Genomic DNA, 20,194 nt, shown 5'->3' with positions numbered 1-20,194 from the left:
GCCGCGTCACGCGGCGGCGCTTTCCTCGCGATATGAAGCGCGCGGCAGCGGCTTCAGATGCGCGGCGAATTGCTCGGAGGCCGCCGCCCACGAGAAGCGTTCGGCCCACGCGCGCGCGTGGTTGCGATCGATCTTCAGCGCTTCGAGGCAGGCTTCGCGCAGGTCTTCGTGCATCGCACCCGCGCCGCCGTCGCCGAGCACGTCGATCGGACCGGTGACGGGATACGCCGCGACCGGCGTGCCGCAGGCGAGCGCCTCGAGCAGCACGAGCCCGAACGTATCGGTGCGGCTCGGGAACACGAAGACGTCGGCCGCCGCATAGACCTTCGCCAGCTCGGCCTGCGTCAGCACGCCCAGGTAATTCGCTTGCGGATAGCGCGACTTCAGTTCGGCGAGCGCCGGACCTTCACCGGCAACCCACTTCGAACCGGGCAGATCGAGCTTCAGAAACGCCTCGACGTTCTTCTCGACTGCCACACGTCCCACGTACAGAAAGATCGGCCGTGCGCTGTTGAGCACCTTCGAGTCCATCTGGTGAAAGATGTCCAGGTCGACGCCGCGCGTCCACAGCACGACGTTGGTGAAGCCGAATTTTTCGAGGTCGCTCTTGACGACCGGCGTGGGCGCCATCACAGCCAGCGACGGCTTGTGAAACCAGTGCAGGAACTTGTAGGTCGCGGCGAGCGGAATGCCGAAGCGCGCCTGCACGTACTCCGGAAAACGCGTGTGATAAGCGGTGGTGAACGGCAGCTTGTGCTGGATCGCGTAGGCGCGCGCGGCCATGCCGAGCGGACCTTCGGTGGCGATGTGCAACGCGTCGGGCGAGAAGGCATCGATACGCTCGCGCAGCTTGCGGCGCGGCAGCAGCGAGAGGCGGATCTCAGGATAAGTCGGGCAAGGGATCGTTTTGAATTCGAGCGGCGTCAGCAGATCGACGTGATGGCCGAGCGCGCTGAGTTCGCGCGTGGTGTTTTTCAGCGTGCGCACGACGCCGTTGACCTGCGGTTCCCATGCGTCGGTGACGATCATGATCTTCATCGGTTTTGGCCCAATAGAAGTTAAGAGGGACTACGCGGTCGCCCGGGCCTTTTGCACGCCCATTTCCGGGGAGCGCATCACGGTCCAGTAGATCACCTTCAGTTCGCCTTCATAGGTTTCGACGAGTGCCGACAGGCTTTCCACCCAGTCGCCGTCGTTGCAATACAGGACGCCGTCGATATCGCGTATCTCGGCTTTGTGGATGTGCCCGCAGACCACGCCGTCGCAGCCGCGGCGGCGTGCTTCGTCGGTCATCACGCGTTCGAACGAGGAGATGAAATTCACCGCGTTCTTCACCTGATGCTTCAGGTACTGCGACAGCGACCAGTACGGAAAACCGAGCCGGCTGCGGATCCGGTTGAACCAGCGGTTCAGGATCAGGATCATGGTGTAGAGCGTGTCGCCGAGATAGGCGAGCCACTTGGCGTGCTGGATCACACCGTCGAACAGATCGCCGTGCACGATCCACAGACGCTTGCCGGCGAGCGTGGTGTGAAACGCCTCGCCGCGCACGTGGATGTCGCCGAACGCGAGATCGCAGAACTGGCGTGCGGCTTCGTCGTGATTGCCGGGCACGTAGATCACTTGCGTGCCTTTGCGCGCCTTGCGCAGCACCTTCTGCACGACGTCGTTGTGGGCCTGCGGCCAGTACCAGCCTTTCTTCAACTGCCACCCGTCGATGATGTCGCCCACAAGGTACAAATACTCCGACTCGTTGTGGCGCAGGAAATCGAGCAGATACGGCGCCTGGCAGCCGCTCGAACCGAGATGGATGTCGGACAGCCAGATGGTGCGGTAACGGTGCGGCTCGGCGTGATCGTCGTCGTGATGACTGGCGTTGGCGTCGAGCGGCAGTGGCGGCACGGGCAGCGGCAAGCCGTGACTATGGTTGGGTTCCGGGCGGAACGCGACAGGGTCGACGCTCGGGCCGGTCTGGCGGAACAGGGAAGTCGCGGACGTTTTGGGGTCCATGGCTCACGCGTCGAGTTGCGGTGCCCGTATTGGGCCAAGTGTGCGTGACTGTGCCGTGACAGTCATGAGAAGTTCTTATTACTGCGCGGCGGGGAGGTGGGGCGGTGGAGGTGACGGGCGGGGGATCAGAATATAGACGGCCGTGATGGGCGCGGCTCGCGCGGCGTCGCGGTGGGTCGAAGGGCGCGCGAAGTCATGGACTGGTCAGCTCGGCCGCGACTGGCGTGGCTCGCGTAGTGTGGTAACGAGCCGACAGGAGAGCGAAATAATTGTCCGGCCGGCACGGTCGCGCTCGGCATGACGCGCGCCGGGAGATAGCGGCCCAACAGTTAAGCGAAATATCGACCGGGTAGCTCGAGGCGGATCAGCGCGAGACGCTGACGATCCGTGTACCCGCGAGGCGGTCGTGCAGGAACTGACGCTGCGGATCGAAGCGGCCGGTGGCCGCCCACAAGACGAACCAGATGCCGGCGATCAGCAGCGTCTGCGGCAGCTTGAGTCCGAGCAGCGGATGCAGCGCGAGCGGCGGCAGAAACCACAGCCACGCGAATACGTAGCGGGCGACCGCGCGGCCGGTGGAGAGCGGCGTGCCGTCCGCGGCGACCACGCGCAGACGCCAGGTTTTCATCGGCAGGGTCTGGCCGCTGTGGGTCCAGAACCAGACGAAATACACGCCGACCACGAGGCCGATCCAGGTTGCCAGCAGGTTGTGATGAGTCAGACCATTGCGTTGCTGCGTCAGCGTGCTGAACAGGTAGCCGGCGATGAACACCACGCCGAACAGGATCACCGCTTCATAGAGCAGCGCCGCGAGGCGCCGCCGGACGGTGGGTGCGTTGCCGTTGGTATCGGCGGTCAATGCTGAGGACGCGAGCGGTTGGGACACGGCGCGGCCAGGCTCAGGAGCCGTTGAAGATCGACGGCGCTTCAGCCGGCGAAACCGGCAGCGGCGTAGCGGGCACGAAACTGCCGGCGGCGGGAATCGGCGGCGCGGCGACCGGGCTCGGCAACGACGCCGCGGCTGCCGCGCTCACCGCTGCAGCGCCGCTTGCGCCATGCTCACGCGCATTGACCAGGCGATCGAGCCCCTTGATTTCGCTGCGGCCCGAGGGCGGCGCGCTGACCACGCTGGGGCGCCGCTTGCGCTCGCTGGCGGCGAGCCGTTCCTTCTGTTCTTCGGGCAGCTGCTGATACGCCTTCCACGCGTTCTGACGGGTTTCGCGCGGCAATTCCTTCGACACCTGGTAATTTTCACGCGCGACGCGCCGCTGATCGGGCGTCATACGGGTCCATTCAGTCATGCGCTCATGCAGGCGTTTTTGCGCATCAGCCGACATCTTCGGGTAACGCGACGCGATCTTCAGCCATTTGCGCTTACGTTCGTCGCTGAAGGAATCCCATTGGGCTTCAAACGGCGCGAGCGCGATATGTTCGGCCGATGTCAGGCGCGACCATGCCATCGGACTGTTGCTGCCGGGCAGGCTGGGCAATTCGACGGCGAGCGTCGGCGTGGGCGCCTTGGCGGTCGCGTTGGCGCCCGCGACTGGCGCGCTGACGGGCGACGGGCTCGGATAAAAGCGCGGATAAGTCGCGGCAAACGACACCAGGGCCGCGATCGTGCATCCGAAAACAACGGCCAGGCCGCGCTTGTAACTCACCCGAAGAATCTCCCGCTCAGTGGGCGCGTGAAAGGTACGCGTTGAAACCGTGGTCGAGATAGGCATTGAGCGGCAGGTCGTCGCTTAGCATGGCGGCATCGATATCGGCGAGTTCGGCGGTGCGTTGCTGGTCTTCCCAGTAGGCAATGCCCACGAGGCTGACGACCAGCGCGGCGAGCGGCCACGCGAGCGCAAAGCGGCGCAGCGGCGAACGGCGGCGCTGCGGCAGTTCGACCGGCGGCATGCCGGAGGCCATGCCCGCGCCGGCGAGGGCCGGCACGAACACCGGCGCGCTCACGGTTTCGGGCTTCTTGCGGGCGAGCGCGGCACGGCGCGCCGCGGCGAGTCGATCGACGGTGGCGGGCGCAATGCTGGCGGCGTTTTCGTCGAGCGCGCGGCGCACCTGGCGGGCGAACTCGAGTTCTTTAGTTTCGAGGGAGCTCATAGCGTGATTCCTTTGGCCTTGAGCGCTTGCGCCAGCGTGTGGGTGGCCCGCGAGCAGTGCGTTTTCACACTGCCTTCGGAGCAGCCCATTGCGGCGGCAGTCTCGGCGACATCCATATCTTCCCAATAACGCATGAGAAACGCCTCCCGTTGACGTGCCGGTAACTTTTGGATCTCGTCGTCGATTAACTGCAGAACCTGTTCGCGTTCGAGTTTCTGTTCGTTGCTCTCGGAACCCGCCGAGCCTTGCTGGGCCTCGAAGGTTTCGAGGGGGTCGAAATCCTCGTCGTCGGCGTTGCCGAGCGACGAAAAAAGACTCACCCAAGTATTGCGCACTTTCGCACGACGGAAATAGTCGTGCATCGCATTCTGCAGAATACGCTGAAACAGCAGCGGAAGTTCGGCGGCCGGACGGTCGCCGTATTTTTCGGCGAGCTTGATCATCGCGTCCTGCACGATATCCAGCGAGGCGTCGTCGTCCCGCACGGCGTAGACCGTCTGCTTGAATGCGCGCCTTTCGACGCCCGCCAGAAAATCGGCGAGTTCCTTGTCTGATGCCATCCGTTGGGGGTCGGCGCAGCGAGCGTGCGCGTAATCGGTCGAAAAATGTCGTAAAACTCGCGGATGCTAACAAACTTTTGCGCCGCTGGGGCGAAACGTGATTCACCTTGCATCTCTATAACAGGCTTTCGGTCATTTTCGAGATTCGGCGGAAGGCGCCAAGGCAATATTTGCTTGACCGCGCGGGCGTCTGCAGATATCGTCGCTGGTTCGCAACATAAGTGACTTGTCTCAATTGAGGTGTGGCCCAAGAAGCTCACCTGTCAACTGGACGCGCCGCTTGAACCCGAGCCACAAGCCCGGCAGAGAGCACCCGATCAAATTTTTGCCGAAATTTCGAAAGGTGAATTAATGAATATGCCCAGCGCGGAATTCTCCACGTCGGATACGACTCCCCATCCCGAAGCTGACTCTATCGGCGCCACCGTGCTCATGAAGGCACTGGCCGACGAAGACGTCGAGTTTGTGTGGGGCTATCCCGGCGGCTCGGTACTCTACATTTACGACGAGCTGTACAAGCAGGACAAGTTCCAGCATATCCTCGTGCGCCACGAGCAGGCCGCTGTCCACGCCGCCGACGCTTACTCGCGTTCCACCGGCAAGGTCGGTGTGTGCCTCGTGACCTCCGGCCCCGGCGTCACCAATGCGGTGACCGGCATCGCCACCGCCTACATGGATTCGATCCCGATGGTGGTGATCAGCGGCCAGGTGCCGACTGCCGCGATCGGCCAGGATGCGTTCCAGGAGTGCGACACGGTCGGCATCACGCGTCCTTGCGTGAAGCACAACTTCCTCGTGAAGGACGTGCGCGACCTCGCCGCCACCGTCAAGAAAGCCTTCTATATCGCCCGTACCGGCCGTCCTGGCCCGGTGCTGATCGACATTCCGAAAGACGTGTCGAAAGCGCCTTGCCAATACGAACCGCTCAAGACTGTTTCGCTGCGCTCGTACAACCCGGTCACGAAGGGCCACTCCGGCCAGATCCGCAAGGCCGTGGCGTTGCTGTTGTCGGCCAGGCGTCCGTACATCTATACCGGCGGCGGCATCATTCTCGCGGACGCCTCGCGTGAACTGAACCAGTTCGCCGATCTGCTCGGCTATCCCGTCACCAACACGTTGATGGGTCTGGGCGGCTATCGCGCGAGCGACAAGAAATTCCTCGGCATGCTCGGCATGCACGGCACGTACGAAGCCAACATGGCGATGCAGCACTGCGACGTGCTGATCGCGATCGGCGCGCGTTTCGACGACCGTGTGATCGGCGACCCGGCGCACTTCTCGTCGCGTCCGCGCAAGATCATCCATATCGACATCGATCCTTCATCCATCTCCAAGCGCGTCAAGGTCGACATTCCGATCGTCGGCGACGTGAAGGAAGTGCTGAAGGAGTTGATCGAGCAGCTGCAAACGGCCGAACATGGCCCGGACACCGCGGCGCTCGCCGACTGGTGGAAGGACATCGAAGCCTGGCGCGCGAAAGACTGCCTCAAGTTCGACCGCAAGAGCGAGATCATCAAGCCGCAGTACGTGGTGGAAAAGGCGTGGGAACTGACCGACGGCAATGCCTTCGTGTGTTCCGACGTCGGCCAGCACCAGATGTGGGCGGCGCAGTTCTATCGCTTCAACAAGCCGCGCCGCTGGATCAACTCCGGTGGTCTCGGCACGATGGGCTTCGGCCTGCCGGCGGCGATGGGCGTGAAGATGGCGCACCCGGACGACGACGTGCTCTGTATCACGGGCGAAGGCTCGATCCAGATGTGTATTCAGGAGCTCTCCACCTGCAAGCAGTACGAGACTCCGGTGAAGATCATTTCGCTGAACAACCGCTATCTGGGCATGGTGCGCCAGTGGCAGCAGATCGAATACAGCAAGCGCTATTCGCATTCGTACATGGATGCGCTGCCGGATTTCGTGAAGCTCGCCGAAGCGTACGGCCACGTCGGCATGCGTATCGAACGCACGGCCGATGTCGAGCCGGCGCTCAAGGAAGCGCTGCGTCTGAAAGATCGCACGGTGTTTCTCGATTTCCAGACCGATCCGACCGAAAACGTCTGGCCGATGGTTCAGGCCGGCAAGGGCATCACCGAGATGCTCATGGGTTCGGAAGATCTATAACGACGGAATTTGCGTCGGCTTCGTCATGCGCGCCTTCATGAAAGGCGAGGGCGGACGAAGCGGCGCGACTCCGCTCGCAGACATCGACAAAACATCTGGAAGAAGCGAATCATGAGACACATCATTTCCGTCCTGCTGGAAAACGAACCGGGCGCGTTATCACGCGTGGTTGGTCTGTTCTCGGCACGCGGCTACAACATTGAAACCTTGACGGTGGCTCCGACCGAAGACCGTTCGCTGTCGCGCATGACCATCGTCTCCATTGGCTCGGACGACGTGATCGAACAGATCACGAAGCATCTGAACCGCCTGATCGAGGTGGTGAAAGTGGTCGACCTTACCGAGGGCGCCCACATCGAACGCGAGCTGATGTTGATCAAGGTGAGGGCGGTCGGCAAGGAACGTGAGGAGATGAAGCGGATGTCGGATATTTTCCGCGGCCGCATCATCGACGTCACCGAAAAGACCTACACGATCGAACTGACGGGCGCGAGCGACAAGCTCGACGCCTTTATCGAAGGGCTCGACGCCACGGCGATTCTCGAAACGGTCCGCACGGGCAGCTCGGGGATTGGTCGCGGCGAGCGCATTCTGAAGGTGTGACGCGCGAGCGTTCAACCGTCTCGATCCAGGCCGGGCCGTGCCTGCACCAACCCGGCCACGCAACACACTATTTGCAGCATTTGAATTTCACTGAATCATCGAATTTAGCCAAGGAACCGACATGAAAGTTTTCTACGACAAGGACGCTGACCTCTCCCTCATCAAGGGCAAGCAAGTCACCATCATCGGCTATGGCTCGCAAGGCCATGCGCACGCGCTGAACCTGAAGGAAAGCGGCGTGAACATCACGGTCGGTCTGCGCAAGGGCGGCGCATCGTGGAGCAAGGCTGAGAACGCCGGCCTGCAAGTCAAGGAAGTGGCGGAAGCCGTCAAGGGCGCGGACGTCGTCATGATGCTGCTGCCGGACGAACAGATCGCCGAAGTCTATGCGAAGGAAGTGCACGCCAACGCCAAGCAAGGCGCGGCGCTGGCATTCGCACACGGCTTCAACGTTCACTACGGCCAAGTGATTCCGCGTGCCGACCTCGACGTGATCATGATCGCGCCGAAGGCACCGGGCCACACGGTTCGCGGCACCTACACGCAAGGTGGCGGCGTGCCGCACCTGATCGCCGTCGCGCAGGACAAGTCGGGCGCAGCACGTGACATCGCACTGTCGTACGCGGCAGCGAACGGCGGCGGCCGTGCCGGCATCATCGAAACGAACTTCCGCGAAGAAACGGAAACCGACCTGTTCGGCGAACAAGCCGTGCTGTGCGGCGGTACGGTCGACCTGATCAAGGCCGGCTTCGAAACGCTGGTGGAAGCGGGCTACGCGCCGGAAATGGCGTACTTCGAATGCCTGCACGAACTGAAGCTGATCGTCGACCTGATCTACGAAGGCGGCATCGCGAACATGAACTACTCGATCTCGAACAACGCCGAATACGGCGAGTACGTGACGGGTCCGCGTATCGTGACGGCGGAAACGAAGAAGGCGATGAAGGCCGTGCTGACCGACATTCAGACGGGCGAGTACGCAAAGAGCTTCATCATCGAAAACAAGGCTGGCGCACCGACGCTGCAATCGCGCCGCCGTTTGACGTCCGAGCACCAGATCGAACAGGTCGGTGCGAAGCTGCGCGCGATGATGCCGTGGATCGCGAAGAACAAGCTGGTCGACCAGTCGAAGAACTAAGCTGGTTCTAGCTGTTGTCCGGCGCGGCGCCGTGCCGCAATAGCCGGACAGATCAAAAAGCCGTCCAAGGGTGCTGAACCCTGGGCGGCTTTTGCTATCCTACGGTTTTACGTGCGACACGCACGCTCGTGTCCGTCAGCCCCACGTTACGGGGCATCGACTAGAGGGTTATTGAGGAAGGTCTCGACTGAACTCACCATGCCCTCCGCAGGCGGCTCCCTTGTGAGCCGCACTTTAAGCAGTAGATGTGTCCTTAGGGGCACACCTTAGTAGTGAACACGGGACACGGTGCATTCCGCCGTCAACCGTATTGCATTGACCTGATTACCGTCAGGTCCCGCCCAGTCAGCGGCTTCATCTCCGCCGACAGGGCGGGGTGATGTTTGCAATTCCTGCGCCTCAGGGCAACGGAGTCGCTAAACGATACGAGCGAAAAGCTCGGTGTGTCATTGTTCGGCCTCGCTGGCTGCATTGGCGAGGGTAGTGAACCTGCTGTACGACCAGCAGTAGCCTAGGAAGACATGCGTCACTGGCAACGGTGAGGTGTGAAGCTCTTCTAACAATGTACCCCCCGGAAGTTCGGGCGGATGGTGGTTGCGAGATGACCATCCGGAGACTCCCAGCAGCAACGGGGTTGAGGGGCTAGGCTGGCTGATATGGTTAATGCAAGTGAACTGCTGATAAACCTCGTAAGTAGGACGGTGCCAAAGCTGCTGACAGGCATCAACCAAACAGGTGTGCGGTCGGATAACCCGCTGTAAATTCGGGTTACGTCGTCATCGGACCGCCGGGGAATAGGCAGAACCTAAGTCAGTCGTGTGACATGCCGGGAACGTGGTAAGCCTGTATGGTTGCCGGTCGTAGTTTGACTGGCAGGCGAACCGTGAGGGACGCTGTTGATTGTGCAGGTATGGGACGACGGAGAAAGCGAAAGCCGGTCTGTAATGGGTCGGATAGGGGTTGGAACATTACCCCACGCGAAAGCGGGCAGACTTCCGTCTGGTCTACCGTCGCAAGATGGCTGACTAACCCTTAGCTGGAAGATGATTGCTGTCGGGCTTCTGGACCGTCTGCATATGTTTTTTAACCCCCCTTGCGGGAGCAGATCGCTCCCGCAAGGGGCGATCTGTTCTTCGCTCGGGATTCACTTCTTCGAGTAGGAGAGCAGCATGAGAGTATCTGTCCGAAAGGACGGATCTGCGCTTTCCCACGCGCCGGACAACTGGTACGCCGTAGATTGGCGGCGGGTTGAACGGAACGTGAGAGGGATGCAGATTCGAATTGCGAAGGCGACGCGGGAAGGCAACTGGCGCAGGGGGAGAGCCCTGCAACGGATGTTGACCCGCACGTTGTCCGCAAAGCTGTATGCGGTACGACGTGTTACGCAGAATCAGGGTGCGCGAACGGCTGGAGTCGATCGCGAACTTTGGGACTCGCCTGAGAGCCGATGGCTTGCTGTCGGCAGGTTGAAGCGGCGTGGATATAAGCCTCTGCCTTTACGGAGAGTCTTTATCCCCAAGGCCAATGGAAAGGAGCGCCCTCTGGGCATTCCGACCATGCGGGACAGGGCGATGCAAGCCTTGTATCTGCTGGCCTTGGAGCCGGTGTCGGAATCGACGAGCGACCCGAACTCTTATGGGTTCAGGTTAAACCGCTCGACGGCTGACGCCATGTCACAGATATTCGTCGCCATGTCCCAGAAGGGCTCAGCCCGTTGGGTGCTGGAGGCGGATATCAAGGGATGCTTCGACCATATTAGCCATAACTGGTTGGAGACCCATGTCCTGATGGACAAGGAAATCCTCCGGAAATGGCTGAAAGCTGGCCTGATTTACAAGGGGCAGCTTCAGGCGACAGAGGCCGGTACGCCGCAAGGAGGGATCATTTCTCCGACGCTGGCGAATGTGACGCTGAACGGGCTGGAGCGAGAACTGCTAGCGCACCTTAGTGCGAAGTTTGGGATCGCAAAAGCCAACAAGCTTAAAGTCAATGTGGTGCGGTACGCGGACGACTTCGTGATCACCGGTGACTCGCAAGAGTTGCTGGAGCAGGAAGTTCGACCTTGGGTGGAAACATTCCTTGCCGTTCGAGGTCTGCAACTGTCCGAGGAGAAAACGCGGATCACACACATTGACCAAGGCTTCGATTTCCTGGGGTGGAATTTCCGTAAGTACTCGGGGACGCTACTCATCAAGCCGAGCAAGAAGAACGTGAAAACGTTCTATCGCAAGGTGGCGGATACGATCAGCGGTCATAAGACGGTAAAGCAGGAGAATCTGATTCGACTGCTGAACCCGATGCTACGGGGCTGGGCGCAGTATCACAGTCCTGTGGTCGCCAAAGAGGCATACAGCCGCATGGAGTCTTTGATTTTCCGAAGGCTTTGGCGGTGGTCGAAGAGGCGGCACCTGAACAAGAGCGCCGAATGGGTGAAGAAGAAATACTTTCACTCGGAGGGCAATCGACACTGGGTGTTCGCTGTTCCTGTAGCTCGTGACGACGATGGTAAGGGGTTGCTTAGCCTGTACCAGATCAGCGGTACGGAAATTAAGCGACACAGAAAGGTCAAAGGAGCATTCAATCCCTTTGATCCTGAGTGGGAGCAGTACGGCGAACAGTTGCGACAGGCGCGCATGGAACACTCAATGCGTTATCGGAAGCAATGGGTTTCGCTGTATATGTCGCAAGACGGGCTTTGCTCGCATTGTGGCTGTGCCCTGACAAAGGAGACCGGCTGGCATGACCATCATCTAGAGTATCGGATGCACGGTGGCACGGACGCTCTCTCGAACAGGGTTCTGCTTCACCCACACTGCCATCAGCAGGTGCACGCAGGTAAAATTGCGGTAACTAAGCCGGCCCGGTCCTAAGACCGGGCTTTGTTTGTAGATTTGAGCCGTATGCGGGGAAACTCGCACGTACGGTTCTTAGGGGGCCCTTCTTCCGCGAGGAAGGGGGGCTACCCTCCAAAAACACAGAAGCCATTCATGAATTACCCTCATCCGATCATCGCGCGAGAAGGCTGGCCGTTCATCGCCATCGCGGCCGTCGTTGCACTCCTGGTTCACTTCATCGCGGGGTTCGGCTTTTCATGGCTGTTCTGGCTCCTCCTGATCTTCGTCGTGCAGTTCTTCCGCGATCCGGCGCGCCCGATCCCCACGCAGGCGAATGCCGTGCTGTGCCCGGCCGACGGCCGTATCGTCGCGGTCGAAACCGCGCATGATCCGTATGCCAACCGTGAAGCGCTGAAGATCAGCGTGTTCATGAACGTCTTCAACGTCCACTCGCAACGTTCACCGGTGGATGGCGCAATCTCCAAGGTCGAATATTTCCCGGGCGCGTATCTCAATGCCGCAGTGGACAAGGCTTCCACCGAAAACGAGCGCAATGCGGTGGTGATCGAAATGGCCGGCGGACAGACGGTGACCTCGGTGCAGATCGCCGGTTTGATCGCGCGGCGCATTCTTTGCTACGTACGGGCAGGTGAGCCGCTCACCCGTGGTCAACGGTACGGATTTATCCGCTTCGGTTCGCGCGTCGACGTGTATCTGCCGCTGGGCAGCCGTCCGCGTGTGTCGATCGGCGAGAAGGTTTCGGCGTCGTCCACGATCCTCGCTGAACTATAAAGCGGCACCAAGGAGGTTTTCCGAATGGCCGCATTCAAACCGCGTCGACCCCGTAACAGCGGACCGCTTCCGCGTCCGTTCCGCCGTAACAAGCCGATGGTGACGGAGGCGGCGGTCGACAGCCGGCGCGCCCAGCGTCAGCAGTTCCTGAGAAAGCGCGGCATTTATCTGCTGCCGAACGCCTTTACCACCGCGGCCCTGTTCTGTGGCTTCTTTGCCGTGGTGCAGGCCATGAATGTGCGCTTCGAGGTCGCGGCCATCGCGATCTTCGTGGCCATGGTGCTCGACGGCATGGATGGCCGCGTCGCCCGCATGACGCATACGCAAAGCGCGTTCGGCGAGCAGTTCGACAGCCTGTCGGACATGGTGTCGTTCGGTGTGGCGCCGGCGCTCGTGATGTACGAGTGGATTCTGAAGGACCTCGGCCGCTGGGGCTGGCTCGCGGCGTTCGTCTACTGTTCGGGCGCCGCGTTGCGTCTCGCGCGCTTCAACACGAACATCGGCGTGGTCGACAAGCGTTTCTTCCAGGGCATGCCGAGCCCGGCCGCGGCGGCGCTGATCGCCGGTTTCGTGTGGCTCGCCACCGACAACCGCGTGCCGCTCAAGCTGGTCTGGCTGCCGTGGGTTGCCTTCGTGCTGACCATCTACGCCGGCGTGACGATGGTGTCGAACGCGCCGTTTTATAGCGGCAAGGCGCTCGACGTGCGGCATCGCGTGCCCTTCGGCGTGATTCTGCTGGTAGTGGTCGCGTTCGTGCTGGTGTCCTCCGACCCGCCGCTGATGCTGTTCGGCCTGTTCGTGCTGTACGGCCTGTCCGGTTACGTGTTCTGGGGTTATCAGGCGATGCGGGGCAGGGCGAATCCGGCTCGCTCGGTGACAGGCGACAGGTAACGGTTCGCTCGCGTGCGCTGATGTGCATGACACAGGAAAACGGCGGCCTCCGGGTCGCCGTTTTTCGTTTGGCGAGCCCGTTTGGCGGTGCCCCGCAACGCTCCGTAGGCAGGTCCGGCGCTAATTGCACGCCGGCGGGAATGTCGCTATAGTCGTTGGATCAATGCGTTCACGTTCCTTGTCGAACCGCGCAACGAGCCTCGACAGGCGGCGCGCCGCTGAGCGTGCCCTTGCTGGAGCGTCCGCCGCGCTGATGGCCACGCTTCGGGTCACGCTGATCGTTTTACCCTCCGTCCGCCTTCTCCGTGATCGAGTGTCGCCAGCGGTGGCGCAGACAGCCGAATTCCAATATCCCATCCCTACAATTGAACGACTCCGCAGGAGACTCGACATGTCCGACAAACTGATCATATTCGACACCACGTTGCGAGACGGCGAGCAATCGCCCGGCGCGTCAATGACGAAAGAAGAGAAAATCCGTATCGCCAAGCAACTCGAGCGGATGAAAGTGGACGTGATCGAAGCGGGCTTCGCGGCAAGCTCGAACGGCGACTTCGATTCGATCCATACGATCGCGGGCCTGATCAAGGACAGCACGGTCTGTTCGCTCGCCCGCGCCAACGACAAAGACATTCAGCGCGCGGCCGACGCGCTCAAACCCGCCGATCACTTCCGCATCCACACGTTCATCGCAACTTCGCCGTTGCACATGGAAAAGAAGCTGCGCATGACGCCGGACCAGGTCTTCGAGCAGGCCAAGCTGGCCGTGCGTTTCGCCCGCAAATTCACCGACGACGTCGAGTTCTCGCCGGAAGACGGCAGCCGCTCGGATATGGACTTTCTGTGCCGCGTGCTGGAAGCGGTGATCGCCGAAGGGGCGACTACGATCAACATCGCGGATACGGTCGGTTATGGCGTGCCGGAGTTGTACGGCCAGCTCGTCAAAACGCTGCGCGAGCGCATTCCGAACTCGCATAAAGCGGTGTTCTCGGTGCATTGCCATAACGACCTCGGCATGGCGGTGGCGAATTCGCTGGCCGGCGTGCAGATCGGCGGCGCGCGTCAGGTCGAATGCACGATCAACGGCCTCGGCGAGCGCGCGGGTAACACGTCGCTCGAAGAAATCGTGATGGCGGTGAAGACCCGCAAGGATTACTTCGGCCTCGATATCGGTCTCGATACCACGCAGATCGTGCCGGCTTCGAAGCTGGTGTCGCAGATCACCGGGTTCGTCGTGCAGCCGAACAAGGCGGTGGTCGGGGCAAACGCGTTTGCGCACGCTTCGGGCATCCATCAGGACGGCGTACTGAAGGCGCGCGACACCTACGAAATCATGCGCGCCGAAGACGTGGGCTGGAGTGCGAACAAGATCGTGCTCGGCAAGCTGTCGGGCCGTAACGCGTTCAAGCAGCGTCTGCAGGAACTGGGTATCGCGCTGGATAGCGAAGGCGAGTTGAACACGGCGTTTGCGCGCTTCAAGGAACTGGCCGACCGCAAGTCGGAAATCTTCGACGAAGACATCATCGCGATCGTCACGGAAGAATCCGCCGAGGCGCAGGAGAGGGAGCACTATAAGTTCCTGTCGCTGTCGCAACATTCGGAAACCGGCGAGCAGCCGCACGCGAAAATCGTGTTCTCGGTGGAAGGCAAGGAAGTGACCGGCGAAGCGCGCGGCAATGGCCCGGTCGACGCCACGCTGAACGCGATCGAAACGGAAGTGGGCAGCGGCTCGGAACTGCTGCTTTACTCGGTGAATGCGATCACCACCGGCACGCAGGCGCAAGGCGAAGTGACCGTGCGTCTGTCGAAGAGCGGGCGCATCGTCAACGGCGTGGGCACTGATCCGGATATCGTCGCGGCTTCGGCGAAGGCGTATATCTCGGCGCTCAACAAGCTGTACTCGAACGCGGACAAATTGAATCCGCAACGTTCGGAGTAAGCGGTGTGGTAGCAGCGCGCTGACGGTGCGACGGCGTGGTCATCGTTCTCGTACGAGCCGGGAGAGCCCCGTGCCTTGATTGGCACGGGGCTTTTTCATTGCGAGCGGCGTTACTCCGTCGCCGTCCGTCGCATCGACCAGCCGCGTGAAGCGCGTGCCTGTGCCTGCACCTGATGCCGCACTTCAACGGCGATGCCGCGGCGTGGCGCGTCGGCCACGAATGTGTCGAGCAGTTCGCGCACGTCGTGGTCGACGAAATCGGCGCGCGTCGCATCGACGATCAAGGTGGCGCCGTCAGGAACCTGCTGCAGGTAGTGCTTGAGCGCCACCTTGCCGAGAAACGACACGTCCTTGCGAAACGACAGCAGATAGTGATCGCCGTGTTGCGCGAGCACGATCGGGCTGCGCAGATTCGCGTACAACGCGAGCAGCACGCTGCACAGAATGCCGAGCACGATGCCGATCAGCAGGTCGGTCGCGAGCACGCCGACCAGCGTGACGATAAACGGCGCGAACGGTGCAAAGCCCTGTTTCGCGACGGCGACGAATAGCGACGGCTTGGCGAGCTTCAACCCCGTGAAGATCAGGATCGCCGCCAGACAGGCCAGCGGAATCAGGTTGATGACGCTAGTGAGTGCAAACACGCTGACGAGCAACAGCACGCCGTGAATGAACGCCGAGAGCCGGCTTTGCGCGCCCGCATGCACATTGGCCGAACTGCGCACGATCACCGACGTGATCGGCAAGCCGCCGATCGCGCCGGCAATCAGGTTGCCCACGCCTTGCGCCTTCAACTCGCGATCCGGCGGCGCGGCGCGTCGTTCGGGATCGATCTGCTCGACGGCTTCGAGGCTCAGCAGCGTTTCCAGGCTCGCAACGATCGCCAGCGTGATGGCGACGCGCCAGACATCGGGATTGACGAGCTGCGCGAAGTGCGGCCCGAAGTCGGCCCATTCCAACGCGAGTTGCAAGGCCGCGAACGATTCCAGCGGCGGCAGGGCGACCCGATGTTCGGCGGGCGGCGCGAGCGACGGCGCCAGCACGCTGAGCAGCAACGTCGCGCCGATCCCCAGCAGAACGACGGCGAGCGGCGCCGGTACGCGGCGCACCAATGCGAAGCGCCGAAATGCGCGCGTCTCCCAGCCGATCAGAATCGCCAGCGACAGCAGGGTGATCACGCAGGCTGCAAGCGAAATCGAGCCGAACGGCGTGGCAACCGCTCCGGGCGCCAGCGAGGCAGCTTGCGTACCCGACGCCGCATGCACGCCGGACAGTCCGAGCGCGAGCGGAAACTGCTTGACGATCAGCAGCACGCCGATGGCCGCGAGCATGCCCTTGATCACCGGCGACGGCACATAGGCTGCAAAACGGCCGGCTTTGAGCATGCCGAAACCGAACTGGATCGCGCCGGACAGCAGCACGGCCAGCAGGAACGCGGAGAAGCTGCCAAGCTGCGCGATCCCATCGACGACGATCACGACGAGGCCCGCCGCCGGCCCGCTCACGCTCAAGCGCGAGCCGCTCAGCACGGCCACCACCAGCCCGCCGACGATGCCCGAGACAAGCCCGGCAAATGGTTCGACGCCCGATGCGTTAGCGATACCCAGACAAAGCGGCAGGGCCACTAGAAAAACGACCGTGCCCGCAAGCAGGTCGCGCTGAAACGTGGAGAAGAAAGCTCGAAGGTTCATGGTGTCGGTGCAGTGAGGAGTGGGGCCTGGTATGCGGCGAAAGCTGAACCGGATCGGATTCGCATGCAGTGCCGCGTGGGTGTCGCGTCAAGCGGCGGCGCTGTGGGCGGCGGTCGTGCAGGTCATCGCGTCGTCGGCTTCGTAGCCGGACGTGAGGACCTTGATGCGCCCGTCTTCGAGCGCGAAGATCCAGCCGTGTACGAGTGGCGCCGTATCGGCCTCCCGCACGACGGGGTGCGCGCGCAACCCACGCACCTGTTCGAGCACGTTCAGCTCGGCGAGGCGGTTGACACGCTCACGTTCGCTTTCGTGGTCCTGCAGTTCTTCGCGATGCGCCTTGGCGAGCGTGCAAAGCGGCGCGATCCGCCGATTCACATGCGGCAGGCTCGGCTCGGGCGGCAGCAGCGCGGCGCGCACGCCGCCGCATCCGTAATGGCCGCAGACGATCACGTGGCCGACCTTCAGCACCTTCACCGCATATTCGAGGACACTCGCCGAATTGTCGTCGTCGGGCTGAAAGAGGTTGGCGATGTTGCGGTGGACGAACAGGTCGCCCGGTTCGCAATGCGTAATGGTCTCGGCGGGCACACGGCTGTCCGAGCAGCCGATCCACAGGACGTGGGGATTCTGGCCGCGCACCAGATCGCGGAAAAACTCGGGGTTGCGCACGGCGGTTTCATGCGCCCAGGCGACGTTGGCGACCAGCAGGCGTTTGGGACGATTCATCGATAGCGGCTCCGTAGTGGGGCGCATTCATCCGGCGCCGAATTCACGGCTGCGCTCGTGCGGCCTCATGAGAGGCCAGCACCGAATCAATGCTTACGAAAGCCTTTCTATCAAAAAATAAATCCGCTGTGCGCGAAATAAAATTCGCCGCCATGCGTAATAAATAAAAAAAAGCCGCCCGGGAAGGCGGCTTCGTAGATGCATGCGAATCGGATCAGGCGGCGCTCAGAACAGGCTGCGGCGATCCGGATCGTGCAACGGATCGGGCGTTTTCTGCGTCAGGCGCACGATGCCCTGCTCATCGAAATAAAAGCTGTACATCATGTACCAGACGTTGTCTTCCAGATAACGGTAGGTCCAGACTTCGCGCTTCATCAACGGGAAGTACGACGTTTCGACCGGGCGGCCGAAGTTCACCAGCACGTCGCTCTTGGTCCATTTGCCGATTTCGGCGCGGTAGAACTCGTTGGGCTGCAGCACCTGGCGCACGTTGACGATCTTGCCGGATGCGTCGATGTCGGCCGCGGTGGTGGTTTCGCCCATCGGCTGGGTCGGCCACATCAGCCGCTTGCCGCCGTTCGGCAGGTCATAGCTTTCGCGCGGCGGGCCGAGGCGCGCGACGATGGTCGATTCGTCCGCGCCTTGGGTGTATTGCTGCCACGGCTGCACGCAGCCGGCAAGCGCCAGCGCGCTCAGGCAGACGAGCGCCGCGCGGCGCAAGCGCCCCGCGGCCGGCGCTCCGATCGAGGCCGCCGTGGTGTGATGGCGGTTGAACATGAATTCCTCCGATGGCGTTTGAGTAGCGGTTTTTATCATCGAGACGCATTATTTTGACACGCGCTGCGGCAAAAGATTTGCGCTTCATGAAGAGCCGGCCGGGCAATACGATAACGCTTGCGCCGGCTTGCTTATTCCGTGCTGAACACCATATGATCCGCGCTTTCACCAATCAGGCGGGGTGATGACGATGGCGAAGTGGCAACGGACGGCGGCAGCGGTGCTGGCGGCGATGTCGATGGCGGCGATGGCGTATGCGGCGAGCGAGCCGGCAGCCAATCCCGCGGCCGGCCTTGGAACAAAGCCGGCGAGCAAACCCACCGGCGCGCCGATCCAGCTGGCGCTGATCGAAGGCATGTCCGGCCCGTTCGCCAACGCGGGCGCGGCGGTGGAGCGCAACCTGCGCTTTGGCGTCGAGCAGGTGAATGCGCACGGCGGCGTGAAGCTCGCCGACGGCGCGCATCCGTTCGAGCTGGTCGTGCTCGACAGCAAGGGCGGCACCGAAGAGGCGCTCACGCAATTGCGCGCGGCCGCCGACCGTCATATCGGCTACATCATGCAGGGCAACAGCTCGGCGGTCGCCGCCGCGCTGATCGGCGCGATCGACAAGCAGAACAGCCGCGAACCGGGCAACCGCGAACTGTTCCTCAACTATTCCGCCGACGACCCGTCGCTGACCAACGCCAACTGCAGCTTCTGGCATTTCCGCTTCGACGCGCACGCGGGCATGCGCATGGACGCGCTGGCCGACGTGATCCAGCGCCACAAGGCGGTGAAGAAGGTCTATCTGCTGAACCAGGATTACAGCTTCGGACACGACGTCAGCAGCCTCGCGCGTTCGACGCTGACGACGAAGCGTCCGGACATCGCGGTGGTCGGCGACGAATTTCATCCAATCGGCCGCGTGAAGGACTTCGCGCCGTACATCGCGAAGATTCGCGCAAGCGGGGCGGACGCCGTGATCACCGGCAACTGGGGCAACGACCTGACGCTGCTCGTCAAGGCCGCGCGCGAGCAGGGGCTGGACACGAAGTTCTACACGTTCTACGGCAACAGCCTCGGCGCGCCCGCCGCTTTGGGCGACGCCGGCGTCGGTCACGTGGTCGCGGTGGCAGACTGGCATCCGAACGCCGGCGGCGCGGCGTCCGACGCCTGGTACGGGGCCTTCCGGGCGCGCTTTCCGGCCGCGCAGGACGACTACCCGGTGCTGCGCATGCCGCTGATGATCGAAACTCTGGCTGCGGCAATGACGCGCGCCGGCAGCGCCGATCCGATGGCGGTGGCGAAAGCCCTCGAGGGAATCAAGTTCGACAACGGCTTTCACGCCTCGTGGATGCGCGCCGACGATCATCAACTGATCCAGCCCCTTTACGTGATGGAGATGGACAAAGCCGGTACGCCGGGCGTGCATTTCGATAACGAAGGCTCCGGCTACGGTTTTCGCACGGTGCTGGCGCTGCCGCCCGAGCGCACCGTCCTGCCGACCGTCTGCAGGATGAAGCGGCCGTGATCGAGGTGAGGCGCGCCATCGCCCGGCACAGCGGGGTTCGCGGCCGGATTGGGCTGTGCTACAATACGCGTCCCGTTGTGAGGCAAGCCTTTGTCCAAGGCCTGTCAGCAATATTTAAAGCACACGGGTAACCCACGGCACGGCCTTTCTTCCGTGACCGCCTGTCTAGTTCTTAAGGAAATCGACATGTCCGCAGTTGAAACAAGCAAGAAGTCCGAAGTCGTTGCGCAATTCGCACGCGCCGCTAACGACACCGGCTCCCCCGAAGTTCAGGTCGCGCTGCTCACGACCCGCATCAACGAACTGACCGTTCACTTCAAGGCACACACGAAAGATCACCACAGCCGCCGCGGTCTGCTGCGCATGGTGAGCCGCCGTCGTAAGCTGCTCGACTACCTGAAGGGTAAGGACGCGGATCGTTACCGCGCACTGATCGAAAAGCTGGGTCTGCGTAAGTAATCGGCCAGTCGTTCAGCAAGATGCCTGTGTCAGTTCCACTGATACA

18 protein-coding genes are annotated in these 20,194 nt (G+C 62.0%); 9 read left to right on the top strand and 9 right to left on the bottom strand.

Translation table 11 applies throughout. The annotated features are described in order from the left end of the window. Positions 1 to 6: 6 nt before the first annotated feature. From B0G74_RS13750 to B0G74_RS13725, 6 genes are all read right to left on the bottom strand, one after another. Positions 7 to 1,038, bottom strand: a complete 1,032-nt coding sequence (locus B0G74_RS13750; protein WP_106306728.1) for a glycosyltransferase family 1 protein — start codon at positions 1,036 to 1,038, stop codon at positions 7 to 9. A gap of 30 nt (positions 1,039 to 1,068) precedes the next feature. Next, a complete protein-coding gene (locus tag B0G74_RS13745; protein WP_132375273.1) occupies positions 1,069 to 2,010 on the bottom strand; it encodes a UDP-2,3-diacylglucosamine diphosphatase in 942 nt (313 codons plus the stop codon). A 364-nt stretch (positions 2,011 to 2,374) separates the two neighbouring features. After that, positions 2,375 to 2,896, bottom strand: a complete 522-nt coding sequence (locus tag B0G74_RS13740) for an RDD family protein (RefSeq protein WP_132375272.1) — start codon at positions 2,894 to 2,896, stop codon at positions 2,375 to 2,377. A 13-nt stretch (positions 2,897 to 2,909) separates the two neighbouring features. Continuing rightward, positions 2,910 to 3,668: a DUF3106 domain-containing protein gene (locus tag B0G74_RS13735; RefSeq protein WP_132375270.1), complete on the bottom strand. Its 759-nt coding sequence runs from the start codon at positions 3,666 to 3,668 to the stop codon at positions 2,910 to 2,912. Between the two features lie 16 nt (positions 3,669 to 3,684). Then, the gene (locus B0G74_RS13730) at positions 3,685 to 4,113 is read right to left on the bottom strand and encodes a DUF3619 family protein (protein ID WP_132375269.1); all 429 of its coding nucleotides are present in this window, start codon (positions 4,111 to 4,113) and stop codon (positions 3,685 to 3,687) included. Further along, complete coding sequence (locus B0G74_RS13725) at positions 4,110 to 4,673, bottom strand: RNA polymerase sigma factor (RefSeq protein ID WP_012432361.1); 564 nt, start codon at positions 4,671 to 4,673, stop codon at positions 4,110 to 4,112. The genes B0G74_RS13730 and B0G74_RS13725 overlap by 4 nt, the downstream gene beginning before the upstream one ends. Before the next feature lie 351 nt (positions 4,674 to 5,024). On the opposite strand from B0G74_RS13725, the gene B0G74_RS13720 reads away from it, so the two are divergent. The 7 genes from B0G74_RS13720 to B0G74_RS13690 all read left to right on the top strand — a co-directional run bounded on the left by B0G74_RS13720 (position 5,025) and on the right by B0G74_RS13690 (position 14,985). Further along, on the top strand, positions 5,025 to 6,788 hold the full coding sequence (locus B0G74_RS13720; protein WP_132375267.1) for an acetolactate synthase 3 catalytic subunit: 1,764 nt from the start codon (positions 5,025 to 5,027) through the stop codon (positions 6,786 to 6,788). A 111-nt stretch (positions 6,789 to 6,899) separates the two neighbouring features. Further along, a complete protein-coding gene (gene ilvN / locus B0G74_RS13715) occupies positions 6,900 to 7,391 on the top strand; it encodes an acetolactate synthase small subunit (RefSeq protein WP_007175629.1) in 492 nt (163 codons plus the stop codon). 121 nt (positions 7,392 to 7,512) lie between these two features. Then, on the top strand, positions 7,513 to 8,529 hold the full coding sequence (gene ilvC, locus B0G74_RS13710) for a ketol-acid reductoisomerase (protein WP_132375266.1): 1,017 nt from the start codon (positions 7,513 to 7,515) through the stop codon (positions 8,527 to 8,529). A gap of 1,169 nt (positions 8,530 to 9,698) precedes the next feature. After that, on the top strand, positions 9,699 to 11,399 hold the full coding sequence (ltrA, locus tag B0G74_RS13705; RefSeq protein ID WP_132375264.1) for a group II intron reverse transcriptase/maturase: 1,701 nt from the start codon (positions 9,699 to 9,701) through the stop codon (positions 11,397 to 11,399). Between the two features lie 117 nt (positions 11,400 to 11,516). Next, on the top strand, positions 11,517 to 12,155 hold the full coding sequence (locus B0G74_RS13700; protein WP_132375263.1) for a phosphatidylserine decarboxylase: 639 nt from the start codon (positions 11,517 to 11,519) through the stop codon (positions 12,153 to 12,155). A 24-nt stretch (positions 12,156 to 12,179) separates the two neighbouring features. After that, on the top strand, positions 12,180 to 13,046 hold the full coding sequence (pssA, locus tag B0G74_RS13695) for a CDP-diacylglycerol--serine O-phosphatidyltransferase (RefSeq protein ID WP_132375262.1): 867 nt from the start codon (positions 12,180 to 12,182) through the stop codon (positions 13,044 to 13,046). A gap of 391 nt (positions 13,047 to 13,437) precedes the next feature. Then, the gene (locus B0G74_RS13690; protein WP_132375261.1) at positions 13,438 to 14,985 is read left to right on the top strand and encodes a 2-isopropylmalate synthase; all 1,548 of its coding nucleotides are present in this window, start codon (positions 13,438 to 13,440) and stop codon (positions 14,983 to 14,985) included. Positions 14,986 to 15,095: 110 nt separating this feature from the next. On the opposite strand, the gene B0G74_RS13685 is transcribed toward B0G74_RS13690, so the two are convergent. The 3 genes from B0G74_RS13685 to B0G74_RS13675 form a co-directional block, all read right to left on the bottom strand. Further along, on the bottom strand, positions 15,096 to 16,676 hold the full coding sequence (locus B0G74_RS13685; RefSeq protein WP_132375260.1) for a SulP family inorganic anion transporter: 1,581 nt from the start codon (positions 16,674 to 16,676) through the stop codon (positions 15,096 to 15,098). Between the two features lie 87 nt (positions 16,677 to 16,763). Further along, complete coding sequence (locus B0G74_RS13680) at positions 16,764 to 17,402, bottom strand: carbonic anhydrase (RefSeq protein WP_132375259.1); 639 nt, start codon at positions 17,400 to 17,402, stop codon at positions 16,764 to 16,766. Between the two features lie 225 nt (positions 17,403 to 17,627). Next, positions 17,628 to 18,179, bottom strand: coding sequence for a hypothetical protein (locus B0G74_RS13675; RefSeq protein ID WP_132375258.1), 552 nt, complete (start codon positions 18,177 to 18,179; stop codon positions 17,628 to 17,630). A 184-nt stretch (positions 18,180 to 18,363) separates the two neighbouring features. Here B0G74_RS13675 and B0G74_RS13670 point away from each other — a divergent pair, with 184 nt between their 5' ends. Both B0G74_RS13670 and rpsO read left to right on the top strand, forming a co-directional pair. Continuing rightward, entirely contained in the window at positions 18,364 to 19,689 is a 1,326-nt protein-coding gene (locus B0G74_RS13670) for a branched-chain amino acid ABC transporter substrate-binding protein (protein WP_132375257.1), read from the top strand. A 186-nt stretch (positions 19,690 to 19,875) separates the two neighbouring features. Further along, positions 19,876 to 20,148: a 30S ribosomal protein S15 gene (gene rpsO, locus B0G74_RS13665; RefSeq protein ID WP_011487489.1), complete on the top strand. Its 273-nt coding sequence runs from the start codon at positions 19,876 to 19,878 to the stop codon at positions 20,146 to 20,148. Positions 20,149 to 20,194: the final 46 nt, after the last annotated feature.

Origin of the sequence: Paraburkholderia sp. BL9I2N2, assembly GCF_004339745.1 — a bacterium.
Taxonomy (GTDB): Bacteria; Pseudomonadota; Gammaproteobacteria; order Burkholderiales; family Burkholderiaceae; genus Paraburkholderia.
The sequence above is the reverse complement of the archived record's forward strand: the minus strand, read 5'-3'. Positions and strand labels throughout refer to the sequence as shown.